Origin of the sequence: Sporosarcina sp. resist (assembly GCF_014302295.1) — a bacterium.
GTDB lineage: Bacteria > Bacillota > Bacilli > Bacillales_A > Planococcaceae > Sporosarcina > Sporosarcina psychrophila.
In genome coordinates this window covers 1,971,461-1,991,936 of record NZ_CP060287.1, presented here as the reverse complement: position 1 = coordinate 1,991,936, position 20,476 = coordinate 1,971,461, and the positions used below count along the sequence as shown (strand labels likewise).

At 40.1% G+C, this 20,476-nt stretch carries 16 protein-coding genes; 1 reads left to right on the top strand and 15 read right to left on the bottom strand.

Features of this window, described 5'->3' with window-relative positions; genetic code table 11:
* Positions 1 to 926: 926 nt before the first annotated feature.
* From chrA to H7992_RS09830, 12 genes are all read right to left on the bottom strand, one after another.
* Positions 927 to 2,120, bottom strand: coding sequence for a chromate efflux transporter (gene chrA, locus H7992_RS09885; RefSeq protein ID WP_187047441.1), 1,194 nt, complete (start codon positions 2,118 to 2,120; stop codon positions 927 to 929).
* Positions 2,121 to 2,510: 390 nt separating this feature from the next.
* Positions 2,511 to 2,840: a YolD-like family protein gene (locus tag H7992_RS09880; RefSeq protein ID WP_067208026.1), complete on the bottom strand. Its 330-nt coding sequence runs from the start codon at positions 2,838 to 2,840 to the stop codon at positions 2,511 to 2,513.
* A 10-nt stretch (positions 2,841 to 2,850) separates the two neighbouring features.
* On the bottom strand, positions 2,851 to 4,110 hold the full coding sequence (locus tag H7992_RS09875; RefSeq protein ID WP_187047440.1) for a Y-family DNA polymerase: 1,260 nt from the start codon (positions 4,108 to 4,110) through the stop codon (positions 2,851 to 2,853).
* Positions 4,107 to 4,328: a transcriptional regulator gene (locus tag H7992_RS09870; RefSeq protein ID WP_187047439.1), complete on the bottom strand. Its 222-nt coding sequence runs from the start codon at positions 4,326 to 4,328 to the stop codon at positions 4,107 to 4,109. The genes H7992_RS09875 and H7992_RS09870 overlap by 4 nt, the downstream gene beginning before the upstream one ends.
* 116 nt (positions 4,329 to 4,444) lie before the next feature.
* On the bottom strand, positions 4,445 to 5,515 hold the full coding sequence (gene xylF / locus H7992_RS09865; RefSeq protein ID WP_187047438.1) for a D-xylose ABC transporter substrate-binding protein: 1,071 nt from the start codon (positions 5,513 to 5,515) through the stop codon (positions 4,445 to 4,447).
* 14 nt (positions 5,516 to 5,529) lie between these two features.
* A complete protein-coding gene (locus H7992_RS09860; RefSeq protein WP_187047848.1) occupies positions 5,530 to 7,077 on the bottom strand; it encodes a response regulator in 1,548 nt (515 codons plus the stop codon).
* A complete protein-coding gene (locus tag H7992_RS09855; RefSeq protein WP_187047437.1) occupies positions 7,055 to 8,518 on the bottom strand; it encodes a sensor histidine kinase in 1,464 nt (487 codons plus the stop codon). The genes H7992_RS09860 and H7992_RS09855 overlap by 23 nt, the downstream gene beginning before the upstream one ends.
* Positions 8,515 to 9,495 carry a substrate-binding domain-containing protein gene (locus H7992_RS09850; protein ID WP_067208010.1) on the bottom strand — a complete coding sequence of 327 codons (981 nt, stop codon included), beginning with the start codon at positions 9,493 to 9,495 and terminating at the stop codon, positions 8,515 to 8,517. The genes H7992_RS09855 and H7992_RS09850 overlap by 4 nt, the downstream gene beginning before the upstream one ends.
* A 125-nt stretch (positions 9,496 to 9,620) precedes the next feature.
* On the bottom strand, positions 9,621 to 10,796 hold the full coding sequence (locus H7992_RS09845; protein ID WP_067208008.1) for a sugar ABC transporter permease: 1,176 nt from the start codon (positions 10,794 to 10,796) through the stop codon (positions 9,621 to 9,623).
* Between the two features lie 11 nt (positions 10,797 to 10,807).
* Positions 10,808 to 12,328 (bottom strand): sugar ABC transporter ATP-binding protein, encoded by a 1,521-nt coding sequence (locus tag H7992_RS09840; protein ID WP_187047436.1) that lies wholly within the window; start codon positions 12,326 to 12,328, stop codon positions 10,808 to 10,810.
* 90 nt (positions 12,329 to 12,418) lie between these two features.
* Positions 12,419 to 13,525 carry a sugar ABC transporter substrate-binding protein gene (locus H7992_RS09835; RefSeq protein ID WP_187047435.1) on the bottom strand — a complete coding sequence of 369 codons (1,107 nt, stop codon included), beginning with the start codon at positions 13,523 to 13,525 and terminating at the stop codon, positions 12,419 to 12,421.
* A gap of 338 nt (positions 13,526 to 13,863) precedes the next feature.
* Positions 13,864 to 15,420, bottom strand: a complete 1,557-nt coding sequence (locus tag H7992_RS09830; protein ID WP_187047434.1) for an ABC-F family ATP-binding cassette domain-containing protein — start codon at positions 15,418 to 15,420, stop codon at positions 13,864 to 13,866.
* A 309-nt stretch (positions 15,421 to 15,729) separates the two neighbouring features.
* On the opposite strand from H7992_RS09830, the gene H7992_RS09825 reads away from it, so the two are divergent.
* The gene (locus H7992_RS09825; RefSeq protein ID WP_067207997.1) at positions 15,730 to 16,236 is read left to right on the top strand and encodes a YehS family protein; all 507 of its coding nucleotides are present in this window, start codon (positions 15,730 to 15,732) and stop codon (positions 16,234 to 16,236) included.
* A gap of 778 nt (positions 16,237 to 17,014) precedes the next feature.
* Here H7992_RS09825 and H7992_RS09820 read toward each other — a convergent pair.
* From H7992_RS09820 to H7992_RS09810, 3 genes are read right to left on the bottom strand one after another with little or no spacing between them, the layout of a single operon-like run.
* Positions 17,015 to 18,454 (bottom strand): cryptochrome/photolyase family protein, encoded by a 1,440-nt coding sequence (locus H7992_RS09820; protein ID WP_187047433.1) that lies wholly within the window; start codon positions 18,452 to 18,454, stop codon positions 17,015 to 17,017.
* A gap of 50 nt (positions 18,455 to 18,504) precedes the next feature.
* Positions 18,505 to 19,278, bottom strand: a complete 774-nt coding sequence (locus tag H7992_RS09815) for a DUF1295 domain-containing protein (RefSeq protein ID WP_187047432.1) — start codon at positions 19,276 to 19,278, stop codon at positions 18,505 to 18,507.
* Between the two features lie 13 nt (positions 19,279 to 19,291).
* Complete coding sequence (locus H7992_RS09810; RefSeq protein WP_187047431.1) at positions 19,292 to 20,446, bottom strand: DegV family protein; 1,155 nt, start codon at positions 20,444 to 20,446, stop codon at positions 19,292 to 19,294.
* Between the last annotated feature and the right edge of the window lie 30 nt (positions 20,447 to 20,476).

Below are 20,476 nucleotides of genomic sequence, written 5' to 3'. Positions count from 1 at the left end.
TCAAAATCACATTTCTCTCGATAATGAACAACCTAGCGCAGGCGTGGCAAAGGCATCCCCAAAGCACCAAGCGTTCTACTATCCACACCCCGAATTAAGAGGAAACTGAAAAAGTTCTTTTATATAGTAAGAACTAGTTGATTGTAGTGAAGAGCGGCGACTCCAGCGGGAACAGCGCGAGCTGAAGACCCCGCAGGAAGAGCCGTTACGAAGAACGGCTTTTGCGAGCAAAAGCGCTAGCGTTGGGAGCACGGGGCAAGAATGCCTTAATTTCTGCAAAGAACACAGAAATACGGCAAATCGAACCCTTCGTAGTTCGATTGGCTGAAGCCGTGCCCGCGGAAAGCGTCCGCTCGGAACGGAAATCAACGGGATTGAAGGATATCGTACTTTTTCAGTGCCCCCCGAATTACAACTCTCTCCTTATTGAGCGCCATAGTAGATTCAATGGGATTCTTTAATTCAACGTATATAGTATTCTGTATTGCCTGTCACAGCATTATTAACGATTCGATCTCTTCTAATGCTCACATTCATTATCTTAGCAATATAGCTTTCGTCGAAATAAAAATTCCATTGAACTCGAGGTGGCGCCTTCATTCAGTTTATTTAGGTATTCATGTGTTCAACATATATACCAACCTTTTTCACACTCTAAATTCATAACTGATGCAAATGTAGGAGATAAATCTTCTTCCCTAATTTTTAATATGCTCGATTCCTTCTTTAAATGCATTTAAATTTCTTGTTTTCAACTTCAACTATTCAAAAACTAAAAAACCCATTTTAGTTTTCTTGGTTTTATTGTACACCATCTGTGTGATGAATGTCTATCGAGTTAGATTGAAATGATAAAATGACAATAATAGTAGAAATAAAATAAACGTCACACCTGAGGAAAAACCCCATGCGTGACGTTATTTATTTCATAATAGTGTCAGTAATGAACCACCAATAGCTCCTGTAACTACAATAATCCAAGGTGGAAGCTTCCAAAAGGCAAGCATACTAAACAATAGGGCAGCTAAAGCAAAATCAATAGGCGCTAAAATGGAACTCGTCCAAATAGGGAAATAAAAAGCGGCTATTAATATCCCTATAACTGCTGCATTTACGCCCATGATGGCTCCTTTAATTTTAGGATTGCTTCGTAAACTATCCCAAAAAGGGAGTGCACCGAGAATAAGCAGGAATGCAGGTAGGAATACTGCAAACGTAGCTATTAAACCACCTTGCCAGCCCTTCATTACCGTTCCTAAGTAAGCTGCAAATGTAAATAAAGGGCCTGGTACTGCTTGTGTAGCACCATAACCAGCTAAGAATGATTCTTCGCTTATCCATCCAGTTGGTACAAATTCCTGTTCTAGTAAAGGTAAGACGACATGACCGCCACCAAAAACTAAAGCACCTGACCGATAAAAACTATCGAACATAGCTACCCAGTAGGATCCAGTTACTTCCCTGATTACGGGTAACAAAAAGAGTAACCCGAAAAATAGCAGTAAACAGATCACTGAAACACTCTTAGCGATTGGAAATTGCGAACTCACTTCATCATTTTCTTTGTGTTGCTTGAACAGAATGAACCCCAAAAATGCAGCGATTACAATGACGCCTACTTGAGCAAAAGCTGTTTGCAAAAAAAGAGTACCTATTAGTGCGAATAGAGCAATGGATTTCCTTGTTAAATCCGGTGTCAAATTTTTAGCCATTCCGATAATAGCATGCGCAACTACCGCCACTGCTACAATTTTCAAGCCATGTATCCATCCAGCATTTCCGACGTCACCCCCTGTGAGCAACAAGGCAAATAAAATAAGTGCAATAACTGAAGGCATTGTGAACCCGATGAAGGATATAATTCCACCCAAAACGCCCGCCCGCATAACACCTATACCAATACCTACTTGACTACTAGCTGGGCCAGGTAAGAACTGAGCTAAAGCAACTAAATCTGCATAGCTTTTTTCATCCATCCATTTTCTTCTTCGTACATATTCTTCATGAAAATACCCCAAATGAGCTGTTGGCCCACCAAAGGAGGTCAATCCAAGTCGTGTTGAAACTAAAAATAGTTCCAAAAGTGATTTTAATCCCCTATTTGATTTAGCTTTTTTCATATTGACTCCTCTTAATACTTTATCTTCTATGCCACTATTCCCTTAATATCGATATTGTTTTGCAACAAGACAAATATACCATTTCAAATAATACATTCAAGATGTAATCAAGAAGCTTTACATACTCTTAACATGTTTTCACGATTAATGTCCGCTATTTTCTTTTCCTGCGATTAACACCATCCAGATACGACACGATACCGACCACTGAAAAGGACGGACTTTCTTGTTTGAATTAGTCCGGAATGCCTCTTACTGTTTATTGGTCGATAAAGTTAACCATTTCAACTCTCAAAAAACCATTATACCCCATTAATTAACCTCCAAAATAAATAGTATCCCTTAACATAGGGATACTATTATCAGTTTTAAATTGGCGTTATTGTCTCTCTACTCCATGCTTTGCACATTTGTAATAGCAGCTACCCGTATTATTTCTGTACCGAGCGGATTCTTTAATTCAATGCACAGCTCCCTCAAATCGATGTCTTCAACTATCCCGTGATGTTGAATAATTCGTCCACTATCCCAGGTTTTAATTAGCGTTTCACATTGCCTCTTATACGCTAATTCAAGCTCTTCTTGAATCGATTGAAGATCCCACTCGTTTAGTTCCGGTCTTTCAGTGTAATTATCCTGATCCATCCATTTTCGTAACTCCCTTACATGCTCCGACAGCATCATCGCTGTCCATTTAATATTTCCTCGGTCCCTAATCATAGTACAACTCCTATCCCTGATGACCGCCAACTAATGTAGATCTCTTAATAGATGTCCCTGCATTTGTGAGTGATACCGCCCTTAATATAGCGTTATCCCCATAACGAGTACGAATAGTATCCATTGTTGTACCTAGCTTCCGTACTTGCCATTTTTTCGTATCAAATAAACTTAATTGCATTGAACGCTCATCTTCTAACTTCGTAATCGAAACGGTGACTTGCCGCACGGCTTGATTGCCATGATTTTCATTCAACAATTCTTTGCAAACGTTATAAATTTTCATTGTGTCGTTTGTGGCTTCCACAATAGTACGAGAACGACGAAATCCACCTCCAAAAGCATTTTTACTATATCCGATACCGAGCGATATAGTGCGTCCGGCCTTGTATTCTTCCCTTACTCTTCTGGCGATATCCTCGCACATCTCTAACAAGACCACGTTTACTTCTTCCCGCAAATTATAATCTCGCATAAGTATTTGACTCTTCCCATAGCTAACCTGGCCTTCAAGAATTGGTGCACCCATCTTGGAGAGGTCTATTCCCCACGCATGATGGAATAACTGATTGCCCATTACTCCAAACTTTTTTTCAAGCCTTTGTAAATCGGCATTGGCCAAATCACCAACTGAAAATATCCCCATATTGTTTAAATTTTTTTCCGTTTGACGACCAATCCCCCACATTTCACTTAATGGAGAAATTGGCCATAATTTCCCCGCTACATCCTCAAAGGTCCATTTCGCAAAGCCTGTATCCTTTGCCTCTAGATCTAGTGCAAGCTTTGCCATTAACATATTCGGTCCCATGCCGACAGTTGAAGGTAAGCCTAGCGTCGCAACTATTTCCTGTTGAATAACTTTAACAGTTTGCACTGGGTCGCCCCACAACTTTTCGGTTCCAGTTAGATCAATAAAGCTTTCATCTACACTGTAGACATGAATCGCTTCAGCCGGAACGTATTTATGAAGTAGGCATGTAATAGCCATCGACATTTCTAGAAAATAACTCATTTTTGGATTGAATAGCCTAATGTCAGGATGTTGTGGAATTTCGTACAAACGAGAACCTGTTTTAACGCGAAATCTTTTTTTCATTGGAGGCGATGCCGCGAGCACAACAGACCCTTTTCTTTCAAGATTCCCAACGACCGCAATCGGCACCTTTTGTACATCTAAGCTATACAACGAAGCCATACAACTAGCATAAAAACTCACCATATCAATACAGGCGATGTGCCGATTTGGAAACTTACCGTAGTCAATCATACAACAATCCGCTCTCTTGGAGTAACGGGAACGAGTGCAAGGATAGTGTCGATTTTAAATATACGATCGGATTTTCGTGAATAGTAATTGGCCCTAAATGAGACATCACCTACTTGTAGTATTTTAATGCTTCGCTTGCCTATCGCATCGTCTTTCGCCGCGGATATCATATCTGAGACGTGATTCCATTCCATTGATTTAATCAACTCAACACGCACACTCGTTCCCTCCTCTTTTAGTCATCATATAGAATGCACGTTCGTATTGCAATGAAAAATAAACACTTAGCAAGAGTTACCAAAAATGGTCTCTCGCTAAGTGTTGGACACCCGATTTACTTCGATGTTACTTGATACACATCTTTAAATGAATGAAATCCATCGAAAATCACCGTACTATCTAGGTTGTGTTCATTTACAGCGATTGGTGTTAGTAGCACGGAAGGAACTTCGATCTTCCCATTATTAACTTTCTGTTCAGCAGATACTTTCTCACCTTTTGCCATCGCAACCGCTAATTTCGCCATTTCCTGTGTAAGCATCTTGATTGGCTTATAGACTGTCATCGTTTGTGTTCCAGTAACAATTCGCTGCACTCCTGCCAAATCCGCATCCTGTCCGGCAACTGGTACTTGACCTGCTAGTCCAACAGCCGCGAGTGCTTGAATAACACCACCTGCCGTGGCATCATTCGCAGCAATTACCGCATCAATCTGCTTGTTCGTTGTCCGAAGAGCTTCTTCCATATTGGCTTGTGCATTCACTGGAGTCCAATCCTTCGTCCACTGATCATAGACAATCTTAATATCACCTCGTTCAATATAGGGACGCAGCACATTGAACACACCTTTTTTCAATAAATGTGCATTGTTATCGGTAATCGCACCACCAATAAAGACGTAATTCCCCTTCGGTACGAGAGCAGTGATGGCTTTCGCCTGCATTTCGCCCACTTGTTCATTATCAAAAGAAACATATAGATCGAGATCCGCATTTTTGACGAGTCTATCATAGGCAATTACTTGGATATCTGCAAGATGCGCCTTGTGAACAATCGCGGCTGTTGCCTCAGCATTATGTGGGACAATTACCAAAAGGTCGATTCCGCTTTGAATGAGCGCCTCTGCCTGTGAAATCTGAAGCGCATCATCTCCATTCGCAGCGACAATCTCGATTTCTGCTCCTAGTGCTTCAACGGCTTCTTTAAACAAATCACGGTCTCTCAGCCATCGTTCTTCAAGTAGTGTGTCCATCGAAAATCCAATACGGATTGGACTGTCGATTGCACTAAAAGGTATCGTTTCTTCTAACTCAACGGTCTCCAATGTCTGCTTTGGTATAGCTATACAAGTAACTAGTATCAAAATCATTCCCAATAGCCATACGATTATAGCCTTTCGTTTCATCTACTTGCCCCCTATCAGACTTCGACTTTTTTACTCATTAACGTTTTTCGGTACTCCTTCGGGGACACTCCACACATTTTCTTGAACACCTTACTGAAATAATTCGGCTCATGATAACCGACCTCAAACGTAATTTCTTTTAGGCTTCGCTCTGGATCATTCAATAGCTTCTTTGCTTTTTCAATTCGGCACTCCGTCAGAAAATCGATGTAGTTAATGCCCAACTTCTCTTTGAACATTTTACTAATATAAATCGGGCTTAAATCGACTTTTTGCGCGAGAATGTTCAGTGAAATATCTTTATGTGAATGCTCACTGATAAATTGTTTAATTTGATGTATCTTATCAGCCTCCACTCGTTCGTAATGTGCCTCATAGGCAGCATTCATCCGTTCGAGTAGCAGTAGCGTCTCCGTACGCAATTGTCGATAGTCCTGTGCTTGAAACGAAAAAAATGGGGCATTCGCTTCCATTCCCATTTCATCCATCACTCTGTTCGCAATCCAAAGCAACTCAAGCATTCGTTGTTGCGTGTAAATTAGTGAATTCCCCTCATTCTCATGCTGTTGTATCAAATCCAATATCCCAGAGCGAATGGATACCCAGTCCCCTAAACGAATTTGGTCAAAAAAGTCTTTCTGCTGCTGCTTGATAACCTGATTATCTGTCTCTAAACTGAGCACTGGAGCGTCAGCATAAAACCGACTCTTGACCGCTAGCGTTGTATCCATAGTCGCAATAAGCGCTTCTTGGTACGACTGACGAATCTCGTCTAATGGTTCGCAAACCTGACCAATCCCAATAAACCAGTCTAAGCTCATTTGTTCCTTAGCCAACGATAAAATCGCTTTGGCTAATGTCATTGCTTGCGAACGAAAGGATTTCTCTGGATCACGAAACACAATGATGGGTAGCTGCCGTCCATATAACGCACCTACCCAAGCATTTCCCGCTTCACGCACCTTTTCCTTAATCCTCACATAATAGTGTTCTGCTCCCTCTGGCAACAACACTACTACTACAAACTTTTCATGAGTAGAGCGAATATCTAGCATCTCGACAAGCATATCAATATGAACTTCATGAACATGATCAAATAATAGCTGTGTCACGATATCTGTTTCCACTAATGTCAACGCCTTTTGCCACTTTTCATGCTGCATTTGGCTCGTAGCCTCTGCAATGCGTTCTAGCCTGCATTCCTCTAATACTCTCCCTACCGTTGCAACAATCTCACTTGCTCTACTGGGTTTCAGTAAGTAATCCTTCACACCGAGCTTGAGCGCTTGTCTCGCATAATCGAACATATCAAAGGCCGTCACCATAACAAATTTGATAGTAGAATGCTTATCTTGAATCTTTTCTAAGGCTTCAAGTCCTGTCATACCAGGCATCTTAATATCCATTAAGACCAAATCTGGTTGAATTGTATCTGCTAATTCTATTGCTACTTCCCCATTTCTTGCTTGGTAAATGGAAAGTTCAGGGAACGCTTTTTGTAAGATTGCCTGCATCCCTTCTCGCTCAATCGGTTCATCATCAACGATTAGAAGCTTCATCATCATTTCCCTCTTCCCTGGCCCTTGGAATTTGTATGACCACCTTTGTCCCCCGACCTTCTCTACTTTCAATCGTGACCAAATCCTCTATTCCATAGAATAAATGCAATCTTTTCACCACATTTTGAAAGCCTATTCCTGTAGAATGTCCTTCGATTGGTATAATGTGCCCCTTCAGCAACTGTTCCACTTTCTTTGGGGACATCCCTTGTCCACTGTCCTCGATTTCAATGATGACCCATGGACCGTCATTCTTAATCCTAAACCAAATGATGCCTCCATCCTGCTCCGGCTCAATAGCATGAATTACCGCATTTTCAATGATGGGTTGAAGGGTTAGTCCCGGAATTTTTACATCTAAGCAAGATTCGTCGATGTCAGATTTAAATTGTAAGCGATCCGTAAAACGTGCCTTTTGGATTTCCATATACTGATTCAAAACGACTACTTCTTCAAACACCGTCACAGAGCGGTCAATCCGCTTCAAATTATAACGTAGCAAGCCGGCTACACTGACTATAAGATCGCTCGTCTCCTCCGCACCATCTAAATACGCCTTTTTCGACAATGTGTTCAATGTGTTGAATAAAAAATGTGGATTTATCTGGTTCTGCAAGCTTCTAAATTGACTCTCCTTCAATAACAACTTACTTTGCTGAAGCTCATGCTCAAGCTGTGCCTTTTGTTGAATTTCTACTATTAAATCATTAATGTTTACACGCATCTCATCAAAGGTCTTTGCTAAAAAGGCTATCTCATCATTAGACTTCACTTCAATCTGTTGATTAAAACTACCTTGAGACAATGCGTTAGCGGCCTTCGTGAGCTGATGAATCGGCCGCGTAATACTAAGTGAAAACCAGTAGATAGCCAAAAGTAACACAGCAGTAATCAATAGCAACAGCCAGATTCCTAGCTTTTTCAACTCCTCCGATTGCTTGATAATACCTCGATAAAACCGGTTAGAGGTCTTCAGCTCTCGGTCTAAAATCGTTAAGGTCATTTCAGATATGTACATAGAAATACGGTTTGCTTCATTAAATTCGTTCGTCGACCCTTCCATTTCTTGCTCCTCTGAAAACATAATGGAGCGATTCGTCGTCTCAATAAGACTATCGATTAAATGAATATAATTGGTTATTGAAAATGCATTTTCCACATTCCGCAGCTCCGCTACATCCTGTTGTACCTCCTCAATAACGGCTACGCTTTTCTCTATCTGTTGCTTATGATTAGCTGTTGGGTCAAGTAAATAGTTATTTAAGTTGGTAATTATTTGCTGACTTGCTGTTGTTACTTCATTCATCCGCAAATAGCGTTGTAAAATATCATTGGATTTTTCCTGAGTTTTCTGATTATAAGATGTAAGCGTCAACCAAATAATTCCCATTATCAGCAACACAACGGAAACGAGTATCCAGATCTTTTTTTGAATCGTCATCATAGTTCTTCACCTTCCGCGTCAACCATGCGCGTTTCAGTGAGGTAACCATTTGAATCGAGCGGGACGGTCTCGCCAGAAATCCACTCCATCAACCGCTCAACACTCTCGCTGCCCATCGCTTCTGGCTTTTGCTCCAAAATTCCATCGATCTTGCCTTGCTCTAAGAGGGCAGTTAATCCAACGCCGTCATCGAAGGTATAAATATAATACGGCTCTACTTGAGTACGTCTTCCGATCTCTTGAATCATTGGACCTGTATAATTTGCATTGATGGCTATAAATGCAGTGACTCGCGGTACTTCATTCATCAGCTGTTGCGTCGTTGTCATTACTTGTTCCTTTGCATCTGCCGTTCCTTTAACAATCATTTCGATGTCTGGATAGCCACCCAATACATTCTGGATACCAGCTAAACGTTCTTTTTGATAATATGCTTGCTCTTGATCACCAAGTATAATCACTTCTCCTGTGGTGCCCATTTCTTTTATCAATTGACGAGCAACCATTTGTCCTGCCCCAAATTGATCTGAACCAACATATGTTTTTCGCAAGCTCTCTTCCACTGGTACATCATTAGCGATGGTAATGATAGGAATCCCATAAAAAGCCGCCTTAACCTTTGTCAGTTCTTTAAATTCTTCATTATCTAGCCCCTGAACGATAATACCATTCACCTTAGAATGAATCGCAATCTCCATTGTCTTCAAAAAATCATCTTGGTTATTTCCATAGCTTCCCCACACTTCAAGCTGAACATTTTCTTCTTGTGCCTGCTTCAATGCCCCTTGGCCAACCTTATTCCAAAATGGAGTATCAAGCTCTTGGGTAATGAGCACGAGACGAATAGATTCCGGGGAAATGGGGAGGTTAGCTGGCCTATCACTAGTTAAACGATACGCTTTAGTTGCGGATACAATAGTCAAATAGCTAAAAATCATAATGAGTGCGACAAGTATTAAAACAACTTTTTTCCGCATATCCCTTCCCCTTTCCTAAAGCTTGTTTCTTTCATCTTATCAACCTGTCTAGGAATTAACAATGCCTTACAAAACGACATCAGGCACCCTACAAATAGGGTGCCCAGTTATTCTACTATTCTCTTTTAACCCCGTTGCTTCCGTGTCATGACGTCAAAGATTACCGCTCCAGCTAAAACACCACCGCGAATCATATATTGATAGGAAATTCCTACACCTAGTAAGTTCATCCCACTCGATAACGAGGCCATCACGATGGCTCCGATAATGGCACCTGTTACTTTACCGACACCACCTGCAGAAGATACTCCACCAACATATGCCGCTGCAATCGCGTCAAGCTCAAAGAGAGTTCCAGCTGTGGTCGTTGCCGATTGAAGCCGAGATGTAAATAGAATTCCTGATAACGCCGCGAGCATCCCCATGGAACCGAAGACGATATATGTAATCTTTTGTACATTGATCCCACTCAAATGCGCGGCCTCAGGATTACTACCGACTGCATAAATGTGACGACCGAGTACTGTTTTAGTCGTTAAGAAGTGATAAACTATGACAACGATTATTATAATGACAACCGTCCAAGAAAATCCGTTATAGCCAGCTAAAATCCAAGTAATGTAAGCAATAATCGCTGATATCAAAACAAGCTTTACACTAAATATCCCCTTAGACATTACATCAAAGCCATACGTCAATTTGTTACGACGATTGGCGATTTCATTGTATATATATAAAAGTACTCCGACAAATCCTACTAATAACGTCAGTAGATGCAAGCCATTAATTTGCATAATCGATGGAATAAATCCATTCCCAATCGCATTGAATTGTTCATCCCTAACAATAATCGTTCCCGTTTTTTCTGTAACCTGAAGGAGTGCACCACGGAAAATCAACATCCCCGCCAGCGTAGCAACGAATGATGGAATTCCAATTTTAGCAACTAATACCCCGTTAAATAATCCAATGATAGCACCTAAAATTAAAATCAGCGGAATAGTAATCCATACTGACAAGCCCATTTGCGTCAAGAAAATGGCTGTAATCGCACCTAGAAATCCTGCTAAAAAGCCCACCGATAAATCAATATGACGAATGACGATAACAAGGGTCATCCCAACCGCCAAAACCGCAATATAACCAGCGGAATCCAGTAAGTTACTTATGTTTCGAGAAGACATAAACAAGCCGTTCGTCATAATCGTAAATGTTAACAAAATAACGATTAACGCAATATACATCCCGTAATCTCGAATATTGGCTTTGACGAGCGCTTTAGTTTCTTTATAAAATCCCATCGTTATCCCTCCTATTGCGTCGCAAGTTCCATAATCGCTTCTTGTGTCGCTTCCTTCATGGCCAGTTCTCCTTTGATCGAGCCATTTGCCATAACATAGATACGATCACTCATCCCTAGCACCTCACCAAGTTCAGAGGAGATCATAATAATACTCATACCTTCGTCAATCAACTGATTCATAATCGTATAAATTTCGAATTTCGCCCCAACATCGATTCCCCTTGTCGGTTCATCTAAGATCAAGATCTTAGGTCCAGTAAACAACCATTTCCCAAGCGATACTTTTTGTTGGTTTCCACCACTCAATTTGCCAACTATTTGCTCTAGTGAACTCGCTTTAATATACAACGAGTCTTTGTACTCTTTACCAACCTTCACTTCTTCATTTAAGTTGAGAATCCCCTTCGTCGAAATACCTTTCAGATGTGCCGCCGAGACATTACTCTTAATATCCTGTAATAAAAACAGTCCGTCTCCTTTTCGATCCTCCGTCACATACGCAATACCAGCCTTAATCGCATCACTTGTATGCTTCAGTACTTTTGGCGCCCCTTGAATTTCCAAATCCCCTTGTAACTTATAGTTTTTCGGATTCCCAAAAATGCTAAGAGCAAGTTCTGTACGACCGGACCCCATCAGACCAGCGATCCCAATAATCTCGCCTTTTTTTACGTGAAGATTGATGTTTTTCACAACATTTCTTCCTAGTTGCGTGTCATACGCTGACCAGTTATCCAATTTGAGGACAGTATCCCCGATTTTCTTATCAGGATGTTTCGGGTAAATGTCTTCGATTTCACGTCCTACCATATTTTTGATAATGACATTTTCCGCTACTTCCCCTTTACTTGCATCTAGCGTACAAATCGTCTTGCCGTCCCGCAAAATCGTTACTTTATCCGCTATCTCGATAACTTCCTTCAGCTTATGAGAAATCATAATGCAGCTAATTCCTTGGCTTTTTAATTCCTTTAGGAGTTTTAACAGATTTTCACTGTCATCTTCATTCAGTGCTGCCGTCGGCTCATCTAAAATCAGCAGATTTACATCTTTACTTAATGCTTTGGCAATTTCTACGAGCTGTTGTTTTCCTACACTTAATTCCCTAATCAGTGTTTCCGGCGTCACCTTCAGCTTTACTTTTTTCAGTATCTGCGTAGCTTGAACGATTGTTTGATTCCAATCAACGAACGGACCCTTTTTCACTTCATTGCCAGCAAATATATTTTCATAGACGGACAAATCCGGAAAAAGTGCCAACTCTTGATAAATGATGCCAATACCAGCCTTCACACTATCGCTAATCTCATTGAACTGTTGAACTTGATCTTCAAATACGATATCTCCGTCGTATGTGCCATATGGATAAACTCCACTCAACACCTTCATCAACGTCGATTTTCCCGCACCATTCTCGCCAACCAAACAATGAATTTCTCCTTTTCTCACTTTGAAATTCACGTTCGATAGGGCCTTGACTCCCGGGAACTCTTTAGATATGTCATTCATCTCTAAAATATATTCGCTCATTCTATCGCCTCCCTAACCCAAACAAAATAGAAATGGAGAAATAGTGATAGATTACACTATCACTATTTTCCATTTTCCAATGTGATACTTTTACTCTAAACCTGTGAATTCGCTTGCCTCGTAGTATTCAGAATCGATTAGCTCAGATTTCACGTTATCTTCATTCACCACGATTACGTCCGTTTGTTTCGCTTTAACTTCAACTGAACCATTATCATAAGAACCTGTTGTTTCTGGTGTATTGCCATCTAAGATTTCAACTGCCATACCCATCGCATCTTTCACCAGTGCACGAACGTCTTTGAATACCGTCATCGACTGTTTTCCGTCGATTATATATTGGATAGATGCTTTCTCTGCATCTTGGCCAGTCACAAAGTAACTTGAAATTACACTATCAGAAGCAAATACGTCTGCGATTGACCGAGCTGTTCCATCATTCGGAGCTAGAACTGCAACATCACCTTTTAAGTCGTCACCCGCAGCTGTTAAGTGTGTTTGCGCTTTGTTTTTCGCATCATTTGCATCCCAGTTCGTTGTAACTTGACCAATAATTTTTCCCAGTTGGTCGCGCGAAAGTTCGGCTGAATCTTTTAACCCCTCTGCTTCACTTGAGTTAGCAATTTTAAAGGTACCATCTGCAATTTTCGGTTGAAGCACTTTCCAGGCCCCTTCGAAGAATAAAAATGCGTTGTTATCTGAAGCCGCACCTGCATAAAGGTAAAGAGGAACGTCAGACCCCTGTGCATTGTCCACTAAATACTGTGCTTGTGCAGCACCTACTGCTAAACTATCGAATGTTACATAATAATCCACTGCATCCGTATCTGTAATTAAACGGTCATACGCAATAACAGTTACACCCTCTTTTTTCGCTGCTTCTACTGCAGATGCAGCTGCCGCACCATCATGAGGAGTGATAATTAATACCTTGATGCCTTTATTTAATAATGCCTCTACATTTTCTTTCTCTTTCGCTGAAGATCCTTGACTAAATAGAATTTCCGTTGAATAATCTGAATCTGCTAATGCATCCTTGAAACGTTGCTCATCCTGTACCCATCGAGGTTCATCCTTCGTCGGTAATACGATACCTACGTCAACCGAACTACCTCCATCATTGTTACATCCAGCTGCGACGAGTGTGAACACCATCAAGATTGCCAAAAATGTTAACCCCTTAAATTTCTTAATCATTTTTTTACCCCTCTCTTTTCGAATAAAAAGTACTTACTACTTAATCATAAACTCTGAAAATTCAATATGAAAGCGCTATCAATAGCATTTTTTCAACATTTACTATACTTTTTTAGCTTTTCGATGAAAGAGGAGTTTTTCAGCTAGTAAAAGGGGCGGAATAAAATCGTTTATGCAAAATGAGATTAGCATTCGACCAGTACTATTTTATATGTGCAAATGGAGGGCTATCAAAAATAACCAAACAAAAATCTCCCACCAATTCGCAAATTGTGAGAGACTTTTGTTTGGTTCATTATTCTATTCGAATTAATTTCAACTACCTAAGTTCAAGCCACTCAAAACATCTTGGTCGTCCAATTTTCGCCGTTCCAAACATCAGTTACAAGGCCTTCATAAAAATCAGGTTCATGAGAAATAAGTAGCACGCTGCCTTTGTATTCCTTTAAGGCACGTTTCAATTCCTCTTTCGCGTCTCTATCAAGGTGATTTGTCGGTTCGTCAAGGACGAGCAAATTTGTTTCGCGGTTAAGCAGTTTACAAAGACGCACTTTCGCCTTTTCTCCACCGCTTAGCACCTTCACCTTGCTCTCAATATGTTTGGTCGTTAACCCGCATCGCGCAAGGGCAGCACGCACTTCGTATTGCGTAAAATGCGGAAAATCCTCCCATACTTCTTCAAGGCAAGTATTGTTGTTTTCCGATTTGGCTTCCTGTTCGAAGTACCCGATTTCCAGATGGTCACCACGAGTAACAGAACCGGCAAGTGCAGGGATTTCTCCTAGAATGCTCTTTAAGAGAGTTGTTTTCCCAATACCATTCGCACCAGACAAAGCGATTTTCTGCCCACGTTCCATCGTAAGATCCAAGGCATTTGACAACGGTTCATCATAGCCAATCACGAGTTCCTTTGTTTCGAACAGATATTTCCCCGGGGTCCTTGCCTGTTTAAAGGAGAATTGTGGCTTCGGCTTTTCGGCATCTAATTCGATGACATCCATCTTATCTAGCTTCTTCTGCCTGGACATAGCCATTTTACTCGTCGCTGCATTCGCTTTGTTACGTGCCACGAAGTCTTTAAGGTTTGAAATTTCCTTCTGTTGCTTTTTATAGGCGGCTTCCACCTGTTGCTTCTTCATTTCATGCACGCGCAAAAATTCATCGTAATCCCCAGAATATCGAGTGATCTGCTGATTTTCCATGTGGTAGATAAGCTGAATAACGCTATTCAAGAATGGTATATCATGGGAAATCAATATGAAAGCATTCGCATAGTTCTGCAAATAATTGCGTAGCCAATCAATATGCTCAACATCCAAATAGTTCGTCGGCTCATCAAGAAGAAGAATGTCCGGTTTTTCCAATAATAACTTACCAAGCAACACTTTTGTCCGCTGCCCCCCACTCAAATCATGAACGTCCCGATCTAGACCAAATTCATTTAATCCTAGTCCGTTCGCTACTTCATCGACTTTGGAATCGACGATATAAAAATCATTGTTCGTCAATTCTTCCTGCATCTGACCCGTCTCCTCAAGAAGGACTTCCAGTTCATCTGCATCTACCTCAGCCATCTTGGCAAAGAGCGCATTCATTTCTGTCTCCTGGTCATAAAGATATTGAAAAGCGGTCCGCAGCACATCGCGAATGCTCATCCCTTGTTTCAATGCAACGTGTTGATCCAAATACCCGACCCGCACCCGCTTCGCCCAACTTACCGTTCCCGCGTCAGGTTCTAACTTGCGCGTAATAATGTTCATGAACGTCGACTTACCTTCGCCATTGGCGCCGATTAAGCCGATGTGCTCTCCTTGCAATAACCGAAAAGAGACGTCTTCGAAAATCGCACGATCACCGAAGCCGTGACTTAAATTTGCTACAGTCAATAAACTCATATGTTTTACACCTGTTCCTTCACTAAGAATAATTCTTCAAAATTTAAAACTGTCCACAACCGGGACCCATATTCCGTTTCTACTATATTATATAGGGATTTTATTGATGAGGAAAGCTATGATTTCACACTCACCTTACCCTGAATTTTTAATGCGGATAGGAATTCGTCTATTTTAAAGTCTGATATAACAAAAAAAAGGTTAAACTAATTTTATGTGCTATTATTAAGTTAACTTTGATTGCCTTTTTCCACTTTAAAAATGATGATTCAATTACGTAAATAGTACAATTTCACTGGAGGTTTATACATGAATAATAATGATATATTAATTAGATTACGATATGCTCTAGATATAAAAGACTCGGTTATGGTAGAGATATTTAAACTTGGCGGCGTTGAAGTAACACAAGAAGAAGTGTCCATGTTGCTCATAAAATCAGATGACAATTACCATGATGCAGCTGAAAATGAAGGGACTTTAAAGTGTAGTAATAGTATGTTAGATTCATTTTTAAATGGCTTTATTATTTTCAAAAGAGGGCAACAAGATCCAAAACCAGGACAAGCTGAAAAACCGGCACTGGCTATAAAAAATTATGAAAGCGTTAATAATATCCTTCTAAAAAAAGTGAAAATAGCACTATCATTAACAAGCGATGATATGCTTGAAATATTAGAAGAAGCAGGAGTCGTTATAACAAAAGGTGAATTAGGTGCTGTATTAAGAAAAGAAGGACACAAGAATTATAAAGAGTGCCTTGACAGATACGCAAGGAATTTCTTAAAAGGATTAGCTATAAGATATAGAGAATAAGGAACCGTCCGCATTAATAACTGCAGCTTCAATTATTCAGCAGGGGTGCAGTTCATAAATAGGATTTTGTTTAAAATGGACCGCAATTCAACTGGCCCACGGATTAAAGTACTTACAAGCCCTTTTCTAGCGGCATCGGCCACACTGTTGCTTGATGTTTCATTACAAGTGAATTGAAAATAGAAAAAACACCACTCAGATTTGAATGGTGTTTTTTTATATTCGGATACCAGAGAGTCATCCTAATATCCATTATCCTTTCCCGTGAATAACATAATCACCTACTGGGCGCTACTTGTATAGTTGCATTTTCCGATTGCGTTGGTTGAATGGCTTCTAAACAATTACCGGGATGTCTGTCTGTGTAGAGATGCGACTTTGTCGCATCTCTACACAGTTTTTTCGGTAATCGTCTGGTGGCCCTTCATCCGCCCTGCTCCAAATGCATAAGTATTCGTGGTGCAGAAAATTTTTTTGACTAAAGAATAGCTGACATTTAAGCTAGAGAAAAGCCGCCGAAGATGCAATTTTGGCGGCTGATGCTTTCTATAAGGTTTTTTCCTTTTTTAGTAAAGAAGTGCCACTTTCTATAAGGTATCACATGATTAGGAGCATACTTTTTGCTAAACAGTATTACCTCTCGCCACACTCGGACCCCACAGTAAATCTATCCTGAATAGTTAGTCGAAAGCGGGCCGAAAATAGTGCTGTGAAAATGAAATTCATCAAGCCCGACTCACCAGTATTTTTGCAAATAAATGGTTCATCAACAGACGTATTATGATTTATTTTTAACTTGCGCGTATGCTTCTAACGCACGAATTCTGGCAAGTGAATGATCAACGATAGGGAGCGGATACGTTTTGCCAAGTACGATGCCGGATTCATGTAGTAAATTTGCGGGTGTTTTCCATGGTTCATGGATAAACTTCGAAGAAATTCCAGCAAGTTCGGGAACCCATTTCCGAATATATATTCCTTCCGGATCAAACTTTTGACTTTGAAGAATCGGATTGAATATCCGGAAATACGGCGCCGCATCGATCCCTGACCCAGCGACCCACTGCCAACCCATTGCATTGTTAGCCGCATCAAAATCAATTAGCGTGTCCTTGAACCAGCTAGATCCTTCTACCCAGGATATGAGTAAATGTTTAACTAAAAATGAGGCGACAACCATTCGAACCCGATTATGGATTACACCCGTCTGCCATAATTCTCGCATTCCCGCATCGACTAGAGGATAACCCGTCAAACCTTTTTGCCATTTAGCAAATTCTTCATTAGAACCCTGCCAAGGAAATGCTGTGAATTTTTCACGTAAAGGGACTTGTAGCACTTCCGGAAAATGAATGAGCTGGTGATATGCGAACTCACGCCATACTAACTGCCTCAAAAAGGCATCGATGGATGATTGCATGTACTCTCCTGTTTCCGTTTCGTTCAGCCGCTTAGCTGAATACCAAATTGCTCTAACACTTATTTCTCCCCAGGCTAAATGGGGCGACAATAATGAAACCGAATCTGAAGAGGGGATATCACGCCCCTCAACGTATCGGCTGAGGCCATCATCGGTAAATTTTTCCCATCTCGTAATAGCGCCCTTTTCACCTGGCTCCCAGTGCGGATGGAACTTTTCATTCCAGCGATTCACTGGTAACAAATCAAGTTCTTCCACTTGTAGAGACGGAAGAACTTGATTGAATGGATTAATGTCAACTGGAATAGGAAGCGGACGATTAACAGACTCCCCCATCGTCCTTTTCCAAAAAGCTGTAAACACTTTATAAGGTTCATTCTTTTGATTCAGTAAATCACCAGGTACGAAGAGTAGATTTGAAGGAAATGAACGAACTTCCATCCCATTAGAAAACAGGTTTTGAGTAATCGCGTTATCTCTTCTAATAATAGATGGCTCATATCTTTCACCAAAAAAAACAGCATCTGCTTTTGTTTGTTTACAAAGTAAAGAAAGCTCTTTTAAACTGCTACCTCGTCTAAAAATGAGGGATAAACCAATTGATTCTAGCTTTTTTTTCAACGCTATCAATGAATGATGAAGCCACCATTGCCCTACTAAGTTTGAGGTGTTTTCATGCTCTTCTTCTTCCGACCAGATAAAAACAGGAATAATCATTCCTTGCTGGGCTGCTTCCCACAAAGCGGGGTTGTCATGTACTCGTAAATCTTTTCTAAACCAGACAATTATTTTTTTCAACTACATCTCATCCTTCAAATCAGTTATCCGTAGTATGTCCAATTTGCTTACTATTTTTTTGGAGGCATTGGTACAAATTTACTCGTTCGCATTGCATAGTCAGCGAATTCAGGATGATTCTTATATTTCTTTTCGAGCAAAGGTACTCCTGATACAAATAATAGAAGCAAAGTAATGATGATTGGACTAATTATTCCTATCCATCCATTAGGTGAAGAGAAGGCGATTAGAAAAATTCCCCACCACATGGTTGCCTCTCCAAAATAATTAGGATGACGCGTATACTTCCATAAACCATACTTCATCAACTTCCCTTTATTCTCAGGTTTTTTAATGAAAGATTTCAACTGATTATCTCCTACGACTTCAAAGAAAAATCCGATTATCCAAACTATCAATCCAATATAATCCAGCGTTCCAAGACCTTTTGTAGAAGATACATTTGTCAGTAAAATAGGTTGCGCAATGATAAATAGCAATACTAACTGGAGTACATATACATTTAGAAATATTTTTAAATAGACAAAATTAGTTCCCCATCTTTTCCTCATATTAACATAGCGGTAATCCTCAGGCTTATTCCAATTTCTTTTGAATAAGTAATACGCTAACCGTACTCCCCAAATAATAGTTAAAATTGTTATGAGAGTTGCGCGATCAGTTTGGAACCCTCCAGCAAAGTAACTAAAAATTGCCGCTATGACAAATCCAAGTCCCCATGCAATATCGACTAGACCGTTGTTTTTCTTTTTCTGAGCAACCAGAAAAAAAATGAAGAAAAATAGTAACAAGGTAATGAACGTACCCAAATAAACAGCTGACATCATAAAACCTCCTTTATTCTGTTGTCAATGCAATTGCAACACATCCCACACCCGCATTCATAGCTACAATTGAAGATATTTCAGTGATGTATTCAGGTGTTCTTCCTATAAGAGGCGAGAAAATTTGTTCATATTCATTCGCCCGATCAATCGCATTTGCATGAACGATTGAATAACTGACAATCTTTTTCGTACGAGTAATTTCCCTTACCAAAGCTTGCATTTTTTTAGTATTAGCTTTCACACTAAGTGCTTTACCAATAACTATGCCATCTCCAGTGTTATTAATGGATACAAGAGGTTTTAAATTCAGCATTTTAGCAGCAAGACCTGTATATTTTTTAATGCGTCCTGAACGAACCATGTACTTCAACGTATCAACGCTCACAAAGATTTTTGTTTTCTTGATTGTATCGTTAATTATTTCAATTACATTCGTAAATTCTACGTCTTTCTCAATCGCTTCAGCAGCCTTTAAAACAACTAGACCTTGTCCGCCTGAGTTTAACATCGAATCTATTACCGCAATTTTTGCACCGGTGCTTTTAATTTTCTTCGCTGCATTGACAATCGTATCGTATGTTCCGCTCATTTTATTAGAGACGGTAATCACAATGATTGATTCATAGTAAGGCACTATAGAATTCAAATAACTTTCTACTGCTTTTACAGTAGGTTGTGAAGATGTCGGATATTTTTTGGCATCATCCATTGATTCATACAAATAAGAAGGACTAATTGTCAATTTGTCTAAATAACTATTATCACCTATAAGTAGATTCAAAGGAATCATATGGATTTGGTGCTTGTCCATTAAATCTTTTGGTAAGTCAGCAATTGAATCTGTAACTAGCGCAATTTTATGTTTCCTACTATGAACAGTTTCAAATTGTCTAAGCATATCATCTGCTTTTTGCTGAATAATCATTCCAAATTCTCTTAGTCTATCAAACAGTATCTCAGGATGGTTTGTATGGATATGAATCTTGACCTTCTCCGGACTTCCTGCGACAATCAGCGACTCTCCTAGATCTAATAGATTATTTCTCAACATTTCCAAATCTATCTGCTCGCCTTTTATAAGCGCCTCCGTACAATATCTGTGACTTGGTTTTGTATTCTCATTCGAATGAAATAGCAATAGGTAAGACTTCGATATTATCTCCATCTTTTCCCCTGCTCCACACCGTACGTGACA